Source organism: Citrobacter sp. Cb080 (genome assembly GCF_030334745.1).
Lineage (GTDB): Bacteria > Pseudomonadota > Gammaproteobacteria > Enterobacterales > Enterobacteriaceae > Citrobacter > Citrobacter braakii.
In genome coordinates this window covers 1-16,721 of record NZ_JAOWDG010000030.1, presented here as the reverse complement: position 1 = coordinate 16,721, position 16,721 = coordinate 1, and the positions used below count along the sequence as shown (strand labels likewise).

Here is a 16,721-nt window from a genome sequence, read left to right as displayed (position 1 = left end):
AACGCCCTGAAGGCTGATGCCCGTGGAAAATCGATCCAGATCACATAATTACTTTATCGTTTCAGCACCATTTGCAGCGATGCGGTTGCGCAGGCTGTGCAAACTATGTCTATGACTCTGTTTTAAGGAATAGAATATGCTTCATCCACGAGCCAGAACGATGCTCTTGCTATCAACTCCTGCGCTAATTATTGGTATTGCCTCCAGCCTGGTGTTGATCGTTGTGATGAAAGTGGCGTCCGTTTTACAGCAATTTTTGTGGGAACGCCTGCCCGTTAGCATCGGTATTGCCCAGGACTCTCCGCTGTGGATTATCGGCATGCTGACGCTCACGGGGATCATGGTCGGGTTAGTTATTCGCTACAGCCAGGGTCACGCGGGACCGGATCCTGCCTGTGAGCCGTTAATTGGAATGCCGGTCCCCACCTCAGCAATTCCGGGCCTGCTGGCAGCGCTCATCCTCGGCCTGGCGGGTGGCGTCAGTTTGGGTCCGGAACACCCGATCATGACCGTGAATATCGCACTGGCTGTGGCGCTCGGCAGCCGTATGTTTCCCCGCATTGCTAAGCTGGACTGGACCATCCTCGCCTCTGCCGGCACCATCGGCGCGCTATTTGGCACCCCCGTTGCCGCCGCGCTGGTCTTTTCACAAACGCTGAATAGCTCGGACAATGTTCCCTTATGGGATCGCCTGTTTGCACCGTTAATGGCCGCCGCCGCGGGCTCGCTGACCACCAGTCTGTTTTTTCACCCCCATTTTTCACTGCCCATCGCGCACTACACGCAGATGCATGTGATCGATATCCTCAGCGGTGCGGTCGTTGCCGCCATCGCCATTGCCGCCGGGATGGTGGCTGTCTGGTGTCTGCCACGTTTACACCATTTAATGCATCGATTGAAACACCCGGTCCTGATTCTTGGGGCTGGCGGCTTAATCCTCGGCATTTTAGGCGTTTTCGGCGGACCGCTTACCTTGTTTAAAGGACTGGACGAAATGCAGCAAATGGCATTTAGCCAGACGCTGGGAGCATCGGATTATTTCATGCTCGCCGTGATCAAATTGGCGGCATTAGTGGTTGCAGCTGCGAGTGGTTTTCGCGGCGGGCGAATTTTCCCGGCAGTATTCGTTGGGGTCGCGCTTGGCCTGATGCTGCACGCCCACGTTGAAGCGGTGCCAGCGGCCATTACCGTCTCCTGCGCGATTCTTGGACTGGTGCTGGTCGTCACCCGTGACGCCTGGCTGAGCCTGTTTATGGCAGCAGTGGTGGTGCCAGATTCCACCCTGCTGCCGCTGCTGTGCATCGTCATGCTGCCCGCCTGGCTGCTGCTGGCGGGCAAACCGATGATGATCGCCGAGCGTACCGATAAGTAGTTAGCCTCCGTTACGCGTTTCCAGCGCACGGGTCACCGTGCGCAATAGCTCAGGAAGATCGGCTTTCGGTAGCACCACCTCAATTAACGACAATCGTTGCGGATGGGACAAACGGGCCAGCACTTCTTCCAGTTGTACCGCCTGCTCCACACGCCAGCACTCCGCCTGACATTCACGACGAAACGCCTGCGGCACCTGCGTCCAGTTCCAGGCGGCGATATCGTTATAGCGCTGATTTGCGCCATGTATGGCCCGCTCCACGGTATAGCCGTCATTATTTAGCAGCAAAATAACGGGAGATTGCCCGTCTCTGAGCATAGAGCCCAGTTCCTGAATGGTGAGCTGCGCCGCACCATCGCCAATAATCAGGATCACCCGGCGGTCCGGGCAGGCGGTTTGCGCGCCAAATGCAGCCGGGAGCGCGTAGCCGATAGACCCCCACAGTGGCTGAACCAGCACCTCCGCTCCACCGGGTAGCGTGAGCGCAGCCGCACCAAATGCAGCGGTCCCTTGGTCGACGAGGATAATGTCATTGGGCGCCAGATACTGCTGCACCGTATGCCAGAAATTTTCCTGCGTCAAAGGTCCCTTCTCAACCTGAATACGTCTAACTGGCGGGCGTTCTGGCGGCAGTGAAAAGGACATCTCCAGACACAGCTCCCGCAAGGTGGTTACCGCCTGCTCCATTGGGACGTTAAACCAACGGTTTCCAATCCGTGAGGCATGTGGCTGCACCTCAATCGTGCGCTCCTGTGGTAGCTGTTGCGTAAACCCGGCGGTCAGAGTGTCAACAAATTGTGTGCCAACACATACTATCGTGTCGGCATCTTCTATCGCCTGACGTACATAGTCGCTGCTGGCTCCAGCGCTGTAGGTGCCGACAAACGCCGGATGACGCCCATCGAATAGCCCTTTGCCCATCAACAACGTGGCGTGGGCCATCGGCGTTTCCGCCATCCAGCGTTGCAATACCGGCTGCAGGCCAAAGCGTTGCGCGAGAACGTCTGCCAGAAGCGCTACGCGCGGGCTGTCCAGTAACCGCTCGCGGGCATGGTAGCGAAACGCTTCTGCCACGCTGCTTTCTGGCTCACTCAGAGGAACAATCAGGATGTCATTTGGCGGCGTGGTCCGCTGTTTTGCCACATCAGCAGGTAACATCAGATAGCCCGGCCTGCGTTCGATGAGCATTGTTCGCAGCACGCGGTCAATTTCATAACAGGCGTTTTGTTCATCCAGCACTGCGCTGGCCGTCGTCACCGCCTGCTGCATACGATAAAAATGCTGAAAATCACCGTCCCCAAGGGTGTGATGCATCAACTCCCCGCGACGTTGAGCACCGCGACAGGGCGCGCCAACAATATGCAAAACAGGAACATATTCCGCATAACTTCCCGCGATACCGTTAATCGCGCTTAACTCACCCACGCCAAACGTGGTGAGCAGCGCCCCCACCCCGGATACCCGGGCATAGCCATCCGCAGCATAAGCCGCATTCAACTCGTTCGCACACCCGACCCAACGTACGCTGGGATGTTCAATCACGTGGTCAAGAAACTGCAAATTATAATCGCCAGGCACACCAAAGAGATGGCCAACACCACAGCCTGCCAGCCTGTCCAGCAGATAATCAGCAACGGAATACGGGGTTTGCATGACAGCTTTCCTTCTGACGGTAACCTCATGTTGAGTATCGAAGAACTGTGATGACTGTCCAGGAAAGTCGCTGTGAAGGGGGTGGAAAGCAAGATGTACAGTTTTCATCCATAAATTTAATTGCAGCTGGCCTTGTGTAAACGTATACACTCAAAGTCACACCTTATCTGACAGGAGGCTATATGGCTTATCAGGCTGCTGAAAATCGTTATCAGACAATGGAGTACCGCCACTGCGGTCAGAGCGGCCTCAAGCTCCCGATTGTATCACTGGGGTTGTGGCACAATTTTGGTGATACCACGCAGGTCGAGAACAGTCGGGCGCTGTTACAGCGTGCATTCGATCTGGGGATCACCCATTTTGATCTGGCGAATAACTATGGTCCACCGCCGGGTTCAGCGGAGCGAAATTTTGGTCGCATCCTGCAGGAAGATTTTTTACCGTGGCGAGATGAGCTGATCATCTCCACCAAAGCAGGTTACACCATGTGGGAAGGCCCTTACGGGGACTGGGGCTCACGCAAATACCTGATTGCCAGCCTCGATCAAAGCCTGAAGCGTCTGGGGCTGGAGTATGTCGATATCTTCTACCACCATCGCCCCGCCCCTGAAACACCGCTCAGAGAAACCATGCGCGCGCTGGATCATATCGTCCGTCAGGGCAAAGCGCTGTACGTAGGCCTCTCTAACTATCCGGCTGAACTTGCCAGACAAGCGATTGAAATACTCGACGATTTAGGTACGCCATGCCTTATTCATCAGCCCAAATATTCTATGTTTGAGCGTTGGGTCGAAGAGAGCCTGCTGTCGCTTTTACAGGAAAAAGGCGTCGGTAGTATCGCCTTCTCACCGCTGGCTGGCGGGCAGTTAACCGACCGCTATCTGAACGGTATTCCTGCGGATTCTCGCGCCGCAGGCACCAGCCGTTTTCTGAATCCGGACCAGATCACCCCACAAAAACTGGAAAAAGTTCGAGCGCTGAACGCACTGGCAGAGAGACGGGGGCAAAAGCTGTCTCAGATGGCGCTCGCGTGGGTTCTTCGGGAAGACAAAGTTACGTCTGTGCTGATTGGCGCCAGTAAACCGGCGCAAATTGAAGATGCCGTCGGCATGCTGGCAAACCGTCACTTTACGCCTGAAGAGTGCGCGGAGATTGATGCCATTCTGAGTCGGTTGAAATAAAGACACATTTATTAACAAAAAGTGCTCTCACTTGCGATTTAAGAGTTGTGGCGATGAAACAGGGCTTTACTGCCCCGTAATATTACGTTAACAGGCCGGCTACGGCTCGATCGTGAAGGAGAGAAAACATGTTCAGGTCACTGATTCTGGCGGCAGTCTTAATGGCTTTTACACCGCTGGCCGCGAACGCTGGCGAAATCACCCTGCTGCCATCAATAAAATTGCAAATTGGCGATCGCGATAATTACGGTAACTACTGGGATGGCGGCCGCTGGCGCGACCGGGATTACTGGCACCATAACTATGAGTGGCGCAAAAATCGCTGGTGGCGTCATGACAACGGCTACCATCGTGGCTGGGATAAACGCAAAGCTTATGAACGCGGCTACCGAGAAGGCTGGAATGACCGTGACGACCATCGCGGTCGTGGGCGCGGCGGTCACGGGCATCGTCATTAAGAAAAGGAACCTGTGGTAACAGAGAATTTTTAACAATGGCAAAGGGTTCCGTTCACCGTATGTTCATTGTTTCTCTGAACCCCTCATTCCCATAACGGGCAAGGGAGGCTCACCGTCTCCCTTGCCACCCAGGCTTCCGGCAGGAAAAATCGTCACTTCGTGATCCATTCGCCTTATGTCGTCTTCCTTCGGATCGCTTCAGTACGCTGACTTTCAGGTCAATCCGTTTCGCTTTAATAAAAAATACCTTTGCAGCTAATCAATCCTTAAGTGACCAGCATTAACCTGCAGGCTGCTTTTTTATGGTCAAATCCTGCGCTTTTTATTTTTCACTATTTGCCCTTGAGCAAAAATCTCCTGAACGTATCTTATCCTCAAGAGAATTCACGTCAGGATTAACTTATGAATGCTAATTTTAAGAATGAAATTCAGACATTCGGTCGATCGCTATTATTACCGATCGCCGTACTGGCGCCTGTGGGGATGGTCATGGGAATTAGCGCTGCGTTAGGGCAGAGCTATATGATTGATAAACTCCCCTTTCTGGGCAATGAAATTTTCAGAGCGATTCTCTCTTCTCTGGGATTAATCAGCAGCGTCGTTTTTAATAATATTCCTTTACTGTTCGCGATGGGTGTCGCCTACGGTATGTCTAAAAAAGAAAAAGGGATTGCTGTATTTGCGTCCGTCGTGGCTTACCTGACTCTGCTTATCGCTATGCATGTGCATCTTAAGCTGGCGGGTACGCTGGCGAAAGAGGATATGGCTTTCGTCGGACAGGGAATGGTATTAGGTATTCAGACGCTGAAAATCGAAGCGCTGGGCGGCATTATTGCCGGGCTGCTGGCAGCTAAAATAACCGACCGTTTTTACCGGCTGCAATTACCTCTCGCTTTCGCCTTTTTCAGCGGTAAAAAATCCGTCGCGATCTTAGCCATTGCTTTTTCCATTCCCGTCGGCTTGATCATTCCTTTTATCTGGGATCTGTTTACCGCGGGTATGCGCGCCATATCAACAATAATGATGGCACCCAACATTGGTGCAGGTATCTATATGACGCTCAATCGCCTGCTGATCCCGTTTGGCCTGCACCACGTCCTCAGTTCCACCGTGCGTTTCACCGCAGCAGGCGGTACGTACCTGATTGACGGGCAGACCTATGTCGGTATTTTGCCCGCTATCAATAAAATCCTGTTTGAGCTTGGTCCCACCCATCCGGCCTGGAAGGAGTATATGCCGACGCTCACCAGCTATCTTGCCTCATCACAAATGCTCACGACGCTGTTCCGCGTTCCGGCGATTGGTCTGGCGATGTACCACATGGCCTATTTCAAGAATAAGAAATTTGCCAAAGGGATGATCCTGACCGTGGTGCTGACCGCCATGCTGGGGAATATTACCGAACCGCTGGAGTTCTCCTTCCTGTTTATCGCGCCAAAACTCTTTATTGTCTATGCGGTACTCTGTGGCTTATTGACCATTCCACTGCAATTACTGGAAGTCTCCATCGGCTATATTCGCGGCACCATTTTTGATTTTGGTATTTTCGGTTTGATGTATGAACACACCCAATGGATTAATTTAATTATCCTCGGCGTGATTAACTTTGTTGTCTTCTATTTCGTCTTCCGCTTCGCGATCGGTAAATTTGATATTAAGACCCCGGGCCGCGAGAGTGAAATCGCTGACAGCACCTTACTGAACAATAAAGAGTACGACAAAGTCGCCGAACTGGTGATTCAGGGGCTGGGCGGGACAGACAATATCAAGCGCGTTGAAAACTGCGTTTCACGGTTACGTATTGATTTGAAAGATCAGAAAAAAATGGACATGGCCATTCTTAAAGAATCTGGCTCGCTGGGAACCTTTATCCCCTCCAGCAACCATGTTCATGTGGTATTCGGCCCACACGTAGAATTTGTCCGTAACGCGGTAGACGACCGCCTCGTCGGTGCGAAATAAATTCAAGGAGATAGTAATGCGTGCACTGTATGATTCAAAAAGCAAAACGATCGACGATCGAGGAATGAAATCTCTGCTCGCACAGCCAGCGCGGGTACAGTCATGGCTCGATGTTGAAGCCGCCCTGGCTCAGGCACAGGCCGGACACGGCATGATCCCCGCCAGCGCCGCAGTCAATATTACCGCTAACTGCCACGTGGATAAGATTGACCTGACGGAAATGGAACGCCTGCTGCGCGAGATTGGTCACGGCTTCGTTCCGGTCATCAAAGTGCTGGTCAAAGCCTGTGACAGTGAAAGCGGAAAATACGTGCATTACGGCGTCACCACGCAGAATATTCAGCAAACAGCACAGCTTTATCTGGCAAAGCAGTTCGATACCATCATGCAGGGTTTTGTGGACGATATTCTGCGTAACCTGGCAAAGATGGCATCTGACCATAAAGCATCGATTATGGCCGGACGTACCCACGGTAAGCACGCGCTGCCCATCACCTGGGGCTATAAAGCCGCCGTGTGGATTGATGAGTTACTGAGCGCCCGGCAGCGCATGCGAGAAGCGGAAAAACGCGTCTTTACCGTGATGATGGGGGGAGCCGTGGGCGCCTTCCACGCGACCGGTGAAACCGGCCGCCGGGTTCAGGATAGCGTTGCCCAAAAGCTGGGAATGCATTCAATGGCGATTCCCTCCCGCAACTCGCGCATTTACCGCACTGAATACATCAGTAATTTGTGCCTGCTGGCGACGACGTTACACAAAATAGCCGAAGAGGTTTATCAGACCTCAAGCGAAGAGTTTGCCGAAGTTTCAGAAGCCTTCACTAAAGGCACCGTTGGCAGCAGCACCATGCCGCAAAAAGTGAATCCTAAACTGGCGAAGGGGATCATCGCCAACGCGCAGAAATTGTACTCAGTATTGACCTCCTGCCTGTATGTCAGCCCACGTCCCTTCGAAGCAGACAGCTCCGCTTACTTTATCTTTGACGGTAATATTCAGGAGAGTATGGAGTTAATGGCTGAGATTGTGATGCGAGCCGAAGAGTTGACGCGGACGCTGGTCATCAATCCTGGTCGTATGCGCCAGAATGTGCAGTTAACGCATGGTCTTATTAATAGCGAAAAAATCATGATGCAGCTGGTGGAAAGGCTGGGCAAAGATGCCGCACATGAACGCGTCTACCAACTGGCAATGCGCAGCACGCATGAAGGCATCCCCTACGCTGATGTGCTGCGTGATGACCCTCTTATTCGCCAGCACTTTAGCGACTCAGAAATTAATACGCTGCTGGATCCTGCTCACTACATCGGCCTTTGCGCAGAAATCGCCGAGGAAACGGCCGCTCGCGTATGGGAGAAAGACAATGGCTGATCCCCTGCTTTCTCTGGCAAGTGAACGCATTGTCACCCCGAATGGAATCGAAAGCGGCTATCTGCATATTGAAAGCGGACGTATTTCTGGCCTCGACAGTACGCCACGCGGAAAAATCGTCGATTATCGCCATGCCATCCTGATGCCCGGTTTTGTGGATATTCACGTTCACGGCTGGGGGAGAGGGTCGTTTGCCTGGAGAGGTGAACGCCGTTCTTTGCAGGCGATGAGCCGGGATCTGGTTAACGCCGGGGTTACCGCGTGGCTTGCAACATCAGCCACCCAGCCGGAAACGTTCTTGCTGGAGAGTCTTTCCACCGCCGCGGACTGGATTGCAGACGCAAAAGCGGAAGATGGTGCCGAAGCGGTGGGTATTCATATGGAAGGCCCCTTTATTAACCCTGCATACAGCGGAATGCAGAGCAAGGACGCAATCCAACCACCCGATATCGAAGGGTTCAAACGCTATCAGCACGCCGCGAGGGGAAATATCCGTCTGATGACGCTCGCACCCGAACTGCCGGGCGCCCTGGCGCTAATCCGCTATTTACGCCAGTCAGGCGTCACCGTGTCAGCCGGTCATACCGACGCCACCTTTGATGAAACCACTCTCGCTATTGAAGCCGGTTTAACCCACTTTACCCATGCATTTAGCGCCATGCGCGGGCTGCATCACCGGGAGCCTGGCGTGGTGGGGGCGCTGATGTACCATCAGAATACGTATGCCGAGGTGGCAAAGCAGAGTGGGATTACGTTGCGACCAGAAGTGTTCGACATTCTCTATCGGTTGAAAAAAGATCGCCGGTTGGTCATGGTCAGCGATTGTCTGGGATATGTGGATTTTCCCGAAGGATCTGAATTCCACCATTACCTGCGCCAGGAGACGTTTCGCATTCACAATCATTGTCTTGAAATCACCGACCACAGCGGAAAGACCCGAACGGTTTCACCCACGGAGTGGTCCGAAGTGTGCAAACTGGAGATGAGCTTTCTGGACTCCGTGAAAAATGTGGTCGACAGGCTGGAAAAAGGCTGGGTTTCAGCCGCGCAGATTGCCTGCCTTAATCCGGCAATCCTGGCGGGTGTTGACGCGAGAAAAGGCAGCCTGACGTCAGGAAAAGATGCCGATATTCTCGTGTTGGGTGCAGAGTTAAACCTGGAAGCCGTCTGGTGTCGCGGCGTTTCGCAACCTCTGGCTAAATAAAAATATCACTGTAATGCGTATCAAGAAAAATTTTTAACGCCTCCTGGCTCATTCCCTGAACCTGCTGAATAAAGTCCTCAGCAGGTATTTTTTTGCGCGCGGAGGGAAGTCCATTTTCGCGTAATAACAGGAGATCGTCCTGCGTGAGCCAGAAATTCACTTTGACATAATCCAGCCCGGCGTAGCGGAGATGACTCGATATCTTGTTTGTAAAGGTAATCAGCAGGTCGAATTCGAGCTGCTGAAGCCGCGCAATCTCATTGATGTTGATGCAGGCGGGGATTTCAATATGGAAGCGGGAGAAAAGCATCTCTTTAAAATAGCCGACCTTACTCTCTGACGAGTTCGTCACAATAATGACCCGCTTTTTCTTATCGCCAACAACCCGATTTTTGAGCGCATACTTTTTGATAATCAGCACCAGGGTTGCCAGGTGAATAGCAGAAAAGGTCGTTTGCCAGTGATGTTCAATCTCCTTCACCGCATACTGGACATGATCCCATAGCTCAGGATAGCGTCGCTGGACATCATGGAGCTTTTTATCATCGAACCAGAGATGAAATTTATTCTGGATGATGGCGGCATAGATAAAATTATAAATCTCCGCAAACCAGGCGTGCTGATTGTGAATGGTGTTCTCCAGACATCCGGCTAAAGCGTGACAGGTGCGCTTAACGTAAGAGACCAGCCGGGCGTCGTATAATGTGAAGGGGCGATGAGTAAACGTCAGTGAAGCAATCAGCAGATCCAGACAGATATTTTCATCCGCATCAGGCAATACGCCATAAGGAAAGGTTGTCAAAAACTCAGCCGCCGAACTCTCCGTAATTCTGTGTCCCCTGCGGATACGGTGCAGAGCAAGGCTAAGATAGACCAGTAAGTATTTTCTGCCGTTATATCCCAGGGCGATGACCGGACTGATTTTATCTTCGTAATAGTATGCCGCTTGGTTTATCTCTGCAGCACACTGATGAAGAAACTGTTCGGCAATTGAACGGCCTGTCGGCTCATTGGCCTGGTGGGCGATTAGTCGGTGATCCTCACCAATTTCGACCGTTTTTAGTATCGTCATGCACGCCGCCAGCCGCAGCTGGAACTCATCCCCCGCAAGCCGGGAGCCCTTACGCGGGATACTTTGCACAATCAGATCGCGTTCCTGCACCAGGCTCATCATGACGGGATTATCATTTTTTACCGTTCCCGCACTGACATAAAATTTTTTGTAATAATCATTTTTATTCACGACATCGTGCAAACAGAGCGCCACAAAGAGATCCTTCACCCTCTCTTCTGCCGTTGTGATATAGCGATTAAACTGGACGCGCGCTAAAAACTGTCGGTATTCGCTGTAGCCAATCCGGGTGGTAATAAACTGATTATCCTGATGTAGCTGGACATTTTCTGGCAGAAGTTCATTGAGCTCTTTCATTGTCCGTTTTAGCGTGGAGAGCGTTTTACCGAAACGCTCGACGGCCTCTTCAACGGGGAGCGGACTGTTGTCCTGGAGATATTTCAGGAAAGAGAGATCAAAGTGATTCATGAACGCCTGCCAGTTAATTATGCAGGGCACACAATAGAGGAAAAGCTCAATTAAAACCGTGACCCGTCGCGAGTCACGGTTGATTATAGCCCCATCGCCGTGCCGGCCAGTAGCCAGAGATTGAGCGCCACGACCAGTATCACAATGACCCAGCCAATCTGTTTAACGCAACGACGATTGACCAGATCCCCCATCAGCTTACTGTCGCTGGTGAAGATCAGCAGCGGCACCAGCGCCAGCGCGATACCAAAACTGAGCAACACCTGACTCATCACCAGAATACGGGTCGGATCCAATCCCATCAGAATCACAATAAATGATGGCATCATGGTGACGGTACGGCGTACCCATAGCGGAATGTGAAAACGGATAAACCCTTGCATCACCACCTGCCCCGCCAGCGTACCGACCACGGTAGAAGAGAGTCCCGCAGCCACCAGGCTTAAACCAAACACCGTCGCTGCAGCGTGACTCAACAACGGTTCAAGGGTCAGATACGCCTGATCGAGATCGGCAATACCGGTATGCCCGCTAAAATGAAATGCAGCGGCAGCCGTCGCCATCATCGCCAGATTGACAAATCCGGCAATCGTCATGGCGATAGCCACATCCCATTTAGTGGCCGCATAGCGTTGTTGGCGTGTTCCGCCGTGCAAATGCTGAGTTAAGGAAGAGTGCAGATAAATGACGTGCGGCATGATAGTCGCACCGAGCACCCCAGCGGCCAGGAACACCGCTTCGGAATTAGGCAGGCTTGGGATCACCATTCCCTTACTAAGCTGCGCGAAGTTCGGTTGGGAAAAAACCAGCTCCACAATGTAAGCCGCGGCCACAAACAGCAGCAGGCCGCCAATCACCTTTTCCAGCGGTTTTTGACCGCGACGCTGCAGCATCAGAATTAAGAACGTCGCGATACCGGTGAGTACGGCCCCTTGCAATAAGGAAACGCCGAGGATCAGTTTGAAGCCAATCGCAGCGCCAATAAATTCAGCAAGGTCTGTTGCCATAGCGATAATTTCTGCCTGCACCCAGTAGAACCACACCACCGGGCGAGGATAATGATCGCGAATTTGCTCCGCCAGGTTTTTACCCGTAGCAATGCCGAGTTTTGCCGACAGCACCTGAATCAGCATCGCCATCAGGTTTGCCCAGACCACCACCCACAGCAATTGATAACCAAAGCTGGCCCCTGCCTGGATATTGGTGGCGAAGTTACCCGGATCGATATAGCCGATCGCCGCGATGAACGCAGGTCCCATTAATGCGAGCTTCAACTTGCGCGCTGCCCGCCCACTGCTACTCTCAACGCGATCGTTAGTCATTTTAGTGCCTCAGAAACATAGCCTTTGCTATGTTTCAAGCTACGCCTACTGAGAATGATTATCAAATTCATTTTAATGGGTGACGTTGATTTCTCTGATAGCGTTTGTCTATGGATCGATAAGGATTCTGGAAATACTGGCGAGATGTTTAATTATTGTTATGAGAATAGCACAATGACATAACTTTTCACTTCCATACTAAACATAACGGAAGTGTATCACCGATCACTAATTTTGAATCTCGTCACAGGTCCTTATTATAGTGTGTGTTTGATCTCGTTTTCTTTATGGTTGTTACATAGAATGTGCACGAAAACTAAACCTGCCTCATATTTGGAGCAAATATGGACCGCGTTCTTCATTTTGTCCTGGCCCTTGCCGTGGTTGCGGTACTCGCACTGCTGGTAAGCAGTGACCGTAAAAAAATCCGCATTCGTTATGTTATTCAATTGCTTGTTATCGAAGTGTTACTGGCATGGTTCTTCCTGAACTCTGATGTCGGTCTGGGCTTCGTGAGAGGCTTCTCCGAGATGTTTGAGAAACTGCTCGGGTTTGCTAATGAAGGGACTAACTTTGTCTTCGGTAGCATGAACGATAAAGGCCTGGCATTCTTCTTCCTGAAAGTGCTTTGCCCGATCGTCTTCATCTCCGCCCTGATCGGTATTTTGCAGCATATCCGCGTACTGCCGGTAATCATCCGCGCGATTGGTTTCCTGTTATCCAAAGTAAACGGTATGGGCAAACTGGAATCCTTCAACGCCGTCAGCTCTCTGATCCTGGGTCAGTCTGAGAACTTTATCGCCTATAAAGATATTCTCGGCAAAATGTCTCGCAACCGTATGTACACCATGGCAGCAACGGCGATGTCGACCGTTTCCATGTCTATCGTCGGCGCGTACATGACCATGCTGGAACCGAAGTACGTGGTTGCGGCGCTGGTTCTGAACATGTTCAGCACCTTTATCGTGCTGTCGCTGATCAACCCTTACCGCGTTGATGCCAGCGAAGAAAATATCCAGATGTCTAACCTGCACGAAGGCCAGAGTTTCTTCGAAATGCTGGGTGAATACATTCTGGCTGGTTTCAAAGTGGCAATTATCGTTGCGGCGATGCTGATTGGTTTCATCGCACTGATCGCTGCCCTGAACGCCCTGTTCGCCACCGTGACCGGTTGGTTTGGCTACAGCATCTCCTTCCAGGGCATCCTGGGTTACATCTTCTACCCGGTTGCATGGGTAATGGGTGTGCCGTCCAGCGAAGCGCTGCAGGTGGGCAGTATCATGGCGACTAAACTGGTTTCCAACGAATTCGTTGCGATGATGGATCTGCAGAAAATCGCCGCTACGCTCTCCCCGCGCGCAGAAGGCATCCTGTCCGTGTTCCTGGTTTCCTTCGCTAACTTCTCTTCCATCGGTATTATCGCCGGTGCGATTAAAGGCCTGAACGAAGAGCAAGGTAACGTGGTTTCTCGCTTTGGTCTGAAGCTGGTGTACGGCTCTACGCTGGTGAGCGTACTGTCCGCATCTATCGCCGCACTGGTGCTGTAAGTGTAAGACAACGTCGCAGTGATAAGACCGGGGAGATTCATATTCTCCCCGGTTTTTTTATGCCTGCGATTCAGCAAACCAAAGAGATAAAGAGTAAGAACTGGCAGGATGCAGAAACAAAAAACCCCCGCTTTTCAGCGAGGGTTTAAATTTTGGTGGAGCTAAGCGGGATCGAACCGCTGACCTCTTGCATGCCATGCAAGCGCTCTCCCAGCTGAGCTATAGCCCCACGATGCTTTTACGTACGTACCAAATTCATTGGGATTAAATTTGGTGGAGCTAAGCGGGATCGAACCGCTGACCTCTTGCATGCCATGCAAGCGCTCTCCCAGCTGAGCTATAGCCCCATTACGTAAAGCTTGTCGAGTTGACGGGCGGCATCATATGAATTCCCTTCGCGTGTGTCAACGGCAAAATTAACTCATAGAATTCAATCGCTGAAAAAGCAGTCAAATGAAGAACATTGCGTAACAACTCGCATTCAGTAGTTAAACGCGTCACGGTTTCTACTAAAATGGTGCTATAAAATGAACCACTAATTAACCCCACGACTATTCAGGGAATCGTTATGTTCAAGGAACGGATGACGCCAGAAGAACTTGCTAATCTGACCGGATACAGCCGACAGACCATCAATAAATGGGTACACAAAGAAGGTTGGGCGACATCACCAAAACCAGGCGTTCAGGGCGGTAAAGCCCGGCTGGTTCACGTCACCGAACAAGTTCGTGAATACATTCGCAGCGCTGAGCGTTCAGCCGAAGGCTTATCAGATAACTTATCGTTATCCGGCGATACCTCTGTTGAAGCGCTGCTGATTAGGCTCGCCAAAGAAATGACGCCGACAGAACAGAAAATGTTTACCTCACTGATCCTGCGTGAAGGCATTACGGGTTTATTACAGCGTTTAGGGATCCGCGAAAACAAATAATATGAAAAAATTACGCAGCAAAATGACGACCGAAGAGCTGGCGGAATGTCTCGGGGTTGCCAAACAAACCGTCAATCGTTGGATCAGAGAACAAAACTGGACTACCGAAAAGTTTCCCGGCGTTAAAGGTGGTCGTGCCAGACTGATTCATATTGACTCCAGCGTCCGCGCGTTTCTGTTCAATATTCCCGCTTTTCGCAAAGTCCCTGAAGTTTATCAGGCTGAAGAACCGCTGGCAGAATACACCCATGTAGTACGCAGCCACGCGTGTCGCCAGATAATTAGCGCACTGGACAACATGTCCCCAACGGAACAAGAAAAGCTGGCGATGTATATTTCGCGCGAAGGTATTCGCACTTTTCTTACTCGTTTGGGTATTGATGAGTCTGAATAACAGGCAAAAAAAACGGCAGGATACGCTCCTGCCGTTGTTTCATCGGTCAATCAGTCTTATTGCTGGCTTTCACGCTCAGCAATAAACGCCAGCGCTTTATTAATACGCTCAATGCTGCGGGATTTACCAATCGCATGCACCGTAACGTCTAACGCCGGGGACTGACCCGCGCCGGTAACGGCTACGCGCAGCGGCATCCCGACTTTACCCATACCAACTTCCAGCTCATCAGCCGTTGCCTGAATCGCATGGTGCACGTTTTCTGCCGTCCACTCGCTAATCGCAGCCAGCTTGTCACGAACCACTTCCAGCGGCTGACGCGCAACCGGACGCAGGTGCTTCTTCGCTGCATCAGCGTCGAACTCGGCAAAGTCTTCGTAGAAGTAGCGGCAGCTCTGCGCCATCTCTTTCAGCGTTTTGCAGCGCTCACCGAGCAGTTTAACCAGCTCTGACAGCTGCGGGCCTATGCGGGTATCGATATTTTCCTGCTCAATATGCCACTGCAGATGGGTTGCTACATATTCCGGTGCCAGCGCATTAATATAGTGATGGTTCAGCCACTGCAGTTTTTCGGTGTTAAACGCACTCGCAGACTTGCTCACCGCACCGAGGGAGAACAGTTTGATCATCTCTTCACGGGTGAAAATTTCCTGATCGCCACTGGACCAGCCCAGACGCACCAGATAGTTCAGCAGCGCTTCCGGCAGGTAACCGTCGTCGCGGTATTGCATAACGCTGACCGCACCGTGACGTTTGGAGAGTTTTTTACCATCGTCACCGTTGATCATTGATACGTGTGCGTACACTGGCACCGGCGCGTTCAGCGCTTTCAGGATATTGATTTGACGCGGAGTGTTGTTGATATGGTCTTCACCACGAATAACGTGGGTGATTTCCATATCCCAGTCGTCGACAACAACGCAGAAGTTGTAGGTCGGGGAACCGTCGGTACGGCGAATGATCAAATCATCCAGCTCCTGGTTGCTGAATTCGATCGGCCCACGGATCTGGTCGTCAAAAATAACGGAACCGTCCTGCGGGTTGGCAAAACGTACCACGCAAGGTTCATCAGCGGCATGATGCTCGTGGCCGTGGCGGCAGCGGCCGTCGTAACGCGGCTTCTCACCGTTCGCCATCTGCTCTTCGCGCAGCGCGTCCAGACGCTCTTTAGAGCAGTAGCATTTATATGCGGTGCCTGCTTCCAGCATTTCATCAATCACCGCGTTGTAGCGATCAAAACGTTTGGTCTGGAAGTACGGGCCTTCATCCCATTCCAGATTCAGCCAGTTCATGCCATCCATAATGGCTTCAATAGCTTCCGGAGTGGAGCGTTCGAGATCGGTGTCTTCAATACGCAGCACAAACTCACCGCCATGGTTGCGTGCAAAAAGCCAGGAATAAAGAGCAGTACGCGCACCGCCGACGTGCAGGTAGCCTGTCGGGCTTGGCGCGAAGCGAGTTTTGATTTTCATGAAATGGCCTTACGTTTATAAAGATGCCGACAACCGGCAAATCCAGGGAATATTATCAGGCTCGTATTCTATCACCGTGGTCTGATTCCTCAATGTTGTTCAGGTTGGAACATTACGCTTTGCCATTTTCGTATACAAATCATGCCGCACGGACTGTTTTGCGATCGTTTTGTTTAAATTTACGACGAACGAACAATTTCTTTAGAAAATGCGTTGACTCATTTTCAACTCTCCCTATAATGCGACTCCACACAGCGGGGGTGATTAGCTCAGCTGGGAGAGCACCTCCCTTACAAGGAGGGGGTCGGCGGTTCGA

14 protein-coding genes and 2 tRNA genes are annotated in these 16,721 nt (G+C 51.7%); 9 read left to right on the top strand and 7 right to left on the bottom strand.

The window, feature by feature from the left end:
• Positions 1–136 precede the first annotated feature (136 nt).
• Entirely contained in the window at positions 137–1,372 is a 1,236-nt protein-coding gene (locus OGV38_RS05175; RefSeq protein WP_259687135.1) for an ion channel protein, read from the top strand.
• On the opposite strand, the gene OGV38_RS05170 is transcribed toward OGV38_RS05175, so the two are convergent.
• On the bottom strand, positions 1,373–3,025 hold the full coding sequence (locus OGV38_RS05170; RefSeq protein ID WP_286473012.1) for an alpha-keto acid decarboxylase family protein: 1,653 nt from the start codon (positions 3,023–3,025) through the stop codon (positions 1,373–1,375).
• Positions 3,026–3,207: 182 nt separating this feature from the next.
• On the opposite strand from OGV38_RS05170, the gene mgrA reads away from it, so the two are divergent.
• The 5 genes from mgrA (at position 3,208) to OGV38_RS05145 (ending at position 9,199) form a co-directional block, all read left to right on the top strand.
• Positions 3,208–4,206 carry an L-glyceraldehyde 3-phosphate reductase gene (gene mgrA / locus OGV38_RS05165; RefSeq protein ID WP_286473011.1) on the top strand — a complete coding sequence of 333 codons (999 nt, stop codon included), beginning with the start codon at positions 3,208–3,210 and terminating at the stop codon, positions 4,204–4,206.
• Positions 4,207–4,334: 128 nt separating this feature from the next.
• Positions 4,335–4,664, top strand: a complete 330-nt coding sequence (gene ypeC, locus OGV38_RS05160; protein WP_016153906.1) for a DUF2502 domain-containing protein YpeC — start codon at positions 4,335–4,337, stop codon at positions 4,662–4,664.
• A gap of 402 nt (positions 4,665–5,066) precedes the next feature.
• Entirely contained in the window at positions 5,067–6,626 is a 1,560-nt protein-coding gene (locus OGV38_RS05155; RefSeq protein WP_016153907.1) for a PTS transporter subunit EIIC, read from the top strand.
• A gap of 16 nt (positions 6,627–6,642) precedes the next feature.
• Complete coding sequence (locus tag OGV38_RS05150; protein WP_269517381.1) at positions 6,643–7,995, top strand: class-II fumarase/aspartase family protein; 1,353 nt, start codon at positions 6,643–6,645, stop codon at positions 7,993–7,995.
• On the top strand, positions 7,988–9,199 hold the full coding sequence (locus OGV38_RS05145; RefSeq protein WP_103284091.1) for an N-acetylglucosamine-6-phosphate deacetylase: 1,212 nt from the start codon (positions 7,988–7,990) through the stop codon (positions 9,197–9,199). The genes OGV38_RS05150 and OGV38_RS05145 overlap by 8 nt, the downstream gene beginning before the upstream one ends.
• Here OGV38_RS05145 and OGV38_RS05140 read toward each other — a convergent pair.
• The 3 genes from OGV38_RS05140 to OGV38_RS25060 form a co-directional block, all read right to left on the bottom strand.
• Positions 9,192–10,739, bottom strand: coding sequence for a BglG family transcription antiterminator (locus OGV38_RS05140; RefSeq protein ID WP_286473009.1), 1,548 nt, complete (start codon positions 10,737–10,739; stop codon positions 9,192–9,194). The genes OGV38_RS05145 and OGV38_RS05140 overlap by 8 nt on opposite strands.
• Positions 10,740–10,822: 83 nt before the next feature.
• On the bottom strand, positions 10,823–12,061 hold the full coding sequence (locus OGV38_RS05135; protein ID WP_016153911.1) for an Nramp family divalent metal transporter: 1,239 nt from the start codon (positions 12,059–12,061) through the stop codon (positions 10,823–10,825).
• Complete coding sequence (locus tag OGV38_RS25060; protein WP_418135078.1) at positions 12,058–12,132, bottom strand: hypothetical protein; 75 nt, start codon at positions 12,130–12,132, stop codon at positions 12,058–12,060. The genes OGV38_RS05135 and OGV38_RS25060 overlap by 4 nt, the downstream gene beginning before the upstream one ends.
• Before the next feature lie 273 nt (positions 12,133–12,405).
• Between OGV38_RS25060 and nupC the strand changes: the two genes are divergently transcribed.
• Positions 12,406–13,608, top strand: a complete 1,203-nt coding sequence (gene nupC / locus OGV38_RS05130; protein ID WP_016153912.1) for a nucleoside permease NupC — start codon at positions 12,406–12,408, stop codon at positions 13,606–13,608.
• A gap of 153 nt (positions 13,609–13,761) precedes the next feature.
• Here nupC and OGV38_RS05125 read toward each other — a convergent pair.
• Together OGV38_RS05125 and OGV38_RS05120 are read right to left on the bottom strand one after the other, a co-directional pair.
• Positions 13,762–13,837 (bottom strand) — tRNA-Ala (locus OGV38_RS05125).
• A gap of 42 nt (positions 13,838–13,879) precedes the next feature.
• A tRNA-Ala gene (locus OGV38_RS05120) sits at positions 13,880–13,955 on the bottom strand.
• A 221-nt stretch (positions 13,956–14,176) separates the two neighbouring features.
• Here OGV38_RS05120 and OGV38_RS05115 point away from each other — a divergent pair.
• Positions 14,177–14,539: a YfeC-like transcriptional regulator gene (locus OGV38_RS05115; RefSeq protein ID WP_286473008.1), complete on the top strand. Its 363-nt coding sequence runs from the start codon at positions 14,177–14,179 to the stop codon at positions 14,537–14,539.
• A gap of 1 nt (position 14,540) precedes the next feature.
• Positions 14,541–14,933, top strand: a complete 393-nt coding sequence (locus tag OGV38_RS05110; RefSeq protein ID WP_200102569.1) for a MerR family transcriptional regulator — start codon at positions 14,541–14,543, stop codon at positions 14,931–14,933.
• Positions 14,934–14,989: 56 nt separating this feature from the next.
• On the opposite strand, the gene gltX is transcribed toward OGV38_RS05110, so the two are convergent.
• The gene (gltX, locus tag OGV38_RS05105) at positions 14,990–16,405 is read right to left on the bottom strand and encodes a glutamate--tRNA ligase (protein WP_137380939.1); all 1,416 of its coding nucleotides are present in this window, start codon (positions 16,403–16,405) and stop codon (positions 14,990–14,992) included.
• Between the last annotated feature and the right edge of the window lie 316 nt (positions 16,406–16,721).

Coding starts and splice junctions, on each gene's coding strand:
- OGV38_RS05175 (WP_259687135.1), top strand. CDS start 137: ATGCTTCATCCACGAGCCAGAACGATGCTCTTGCTATCAACTCCTGCG.
- OGV38_RS05170 (WP_286473012.1), bottom strand. CDS start 3,025: ATGCAAACCCCGTATTCCGTTGCTGATTATCTGCTGGACAGGCTGGCA.
- mgrA (WP_286473011.1), top strand. CDS start 3,208: ATGGCTTATCAGGCTGCTGAAAATCGTTATCAGACAATGGAGTACCGC.
- ypeC (WP_016153906.1), top strand. CDS start 4,335: ATGTTCAGGTCACTGATTCTGGCGGCAGTCTTAATGGCTTTTACACCG.
- OGV38_RS05155 (WP_016153907.1), top strand. CDS start 5,067: ATGAATGCTAATTTTAAGAATGAAATTCAGACATTCGGTCGATCGCTA.
- OGV38_RS05150 (WP_269517381.1), top strand. CDS start 6,643: ATGCGTGCACTGTATGATTCAAAAAGCAAAACGATCGACGATCGAGGA.
- OGV38_RS05145 (WP_103284091.1), top strand. CDS start 7,988: ATGGCTGATCCCCTGCTTTCTCTGGCAAGTGAACGCATTGTCACCCCG.
- OGV38_RS05140 (WP_286473009.1), bottom strand. CDS start 10,739: ATGAATCACTTTGATCTCTCTTTCCTGAAATATCTCCAGGACAACAGT.
- OGV38_RS05135 (WP_016153911.1), bottom strand. CDS start 12,061: ATGACTAACGATCGCGTTGAGAGTAGCAGTGGGCGGGCAGCGCGCAAG.
- nupC (WP_016153912.1), top strand. CDS start 12,406: ATGGACCGCGTTCTTCATTTTGTCCTGGCCCTTGCCGTGGTTGCGGTA.
- OGV38_RS05115 (WP_286473008.1), top strand. CDS start 14,177: ATGTTCAAGGAACGGATGACGCCAGAAGAACTTGCTAATCTGACCGGA.
- OGV38_RS05110 (WP_200102569.1), top strand. CDS start 14,541: ATGAAAAAATTACGCAGCAAAATGACGACCGAAGAGCTGGCGGAATGT.
- gltX (WP_137380939.1), bottom strand. CDS start 16,405: ATGAAAATCAAAACTCGCTTCGCGCCAAGCCCGACAGGCTACCTGCAC.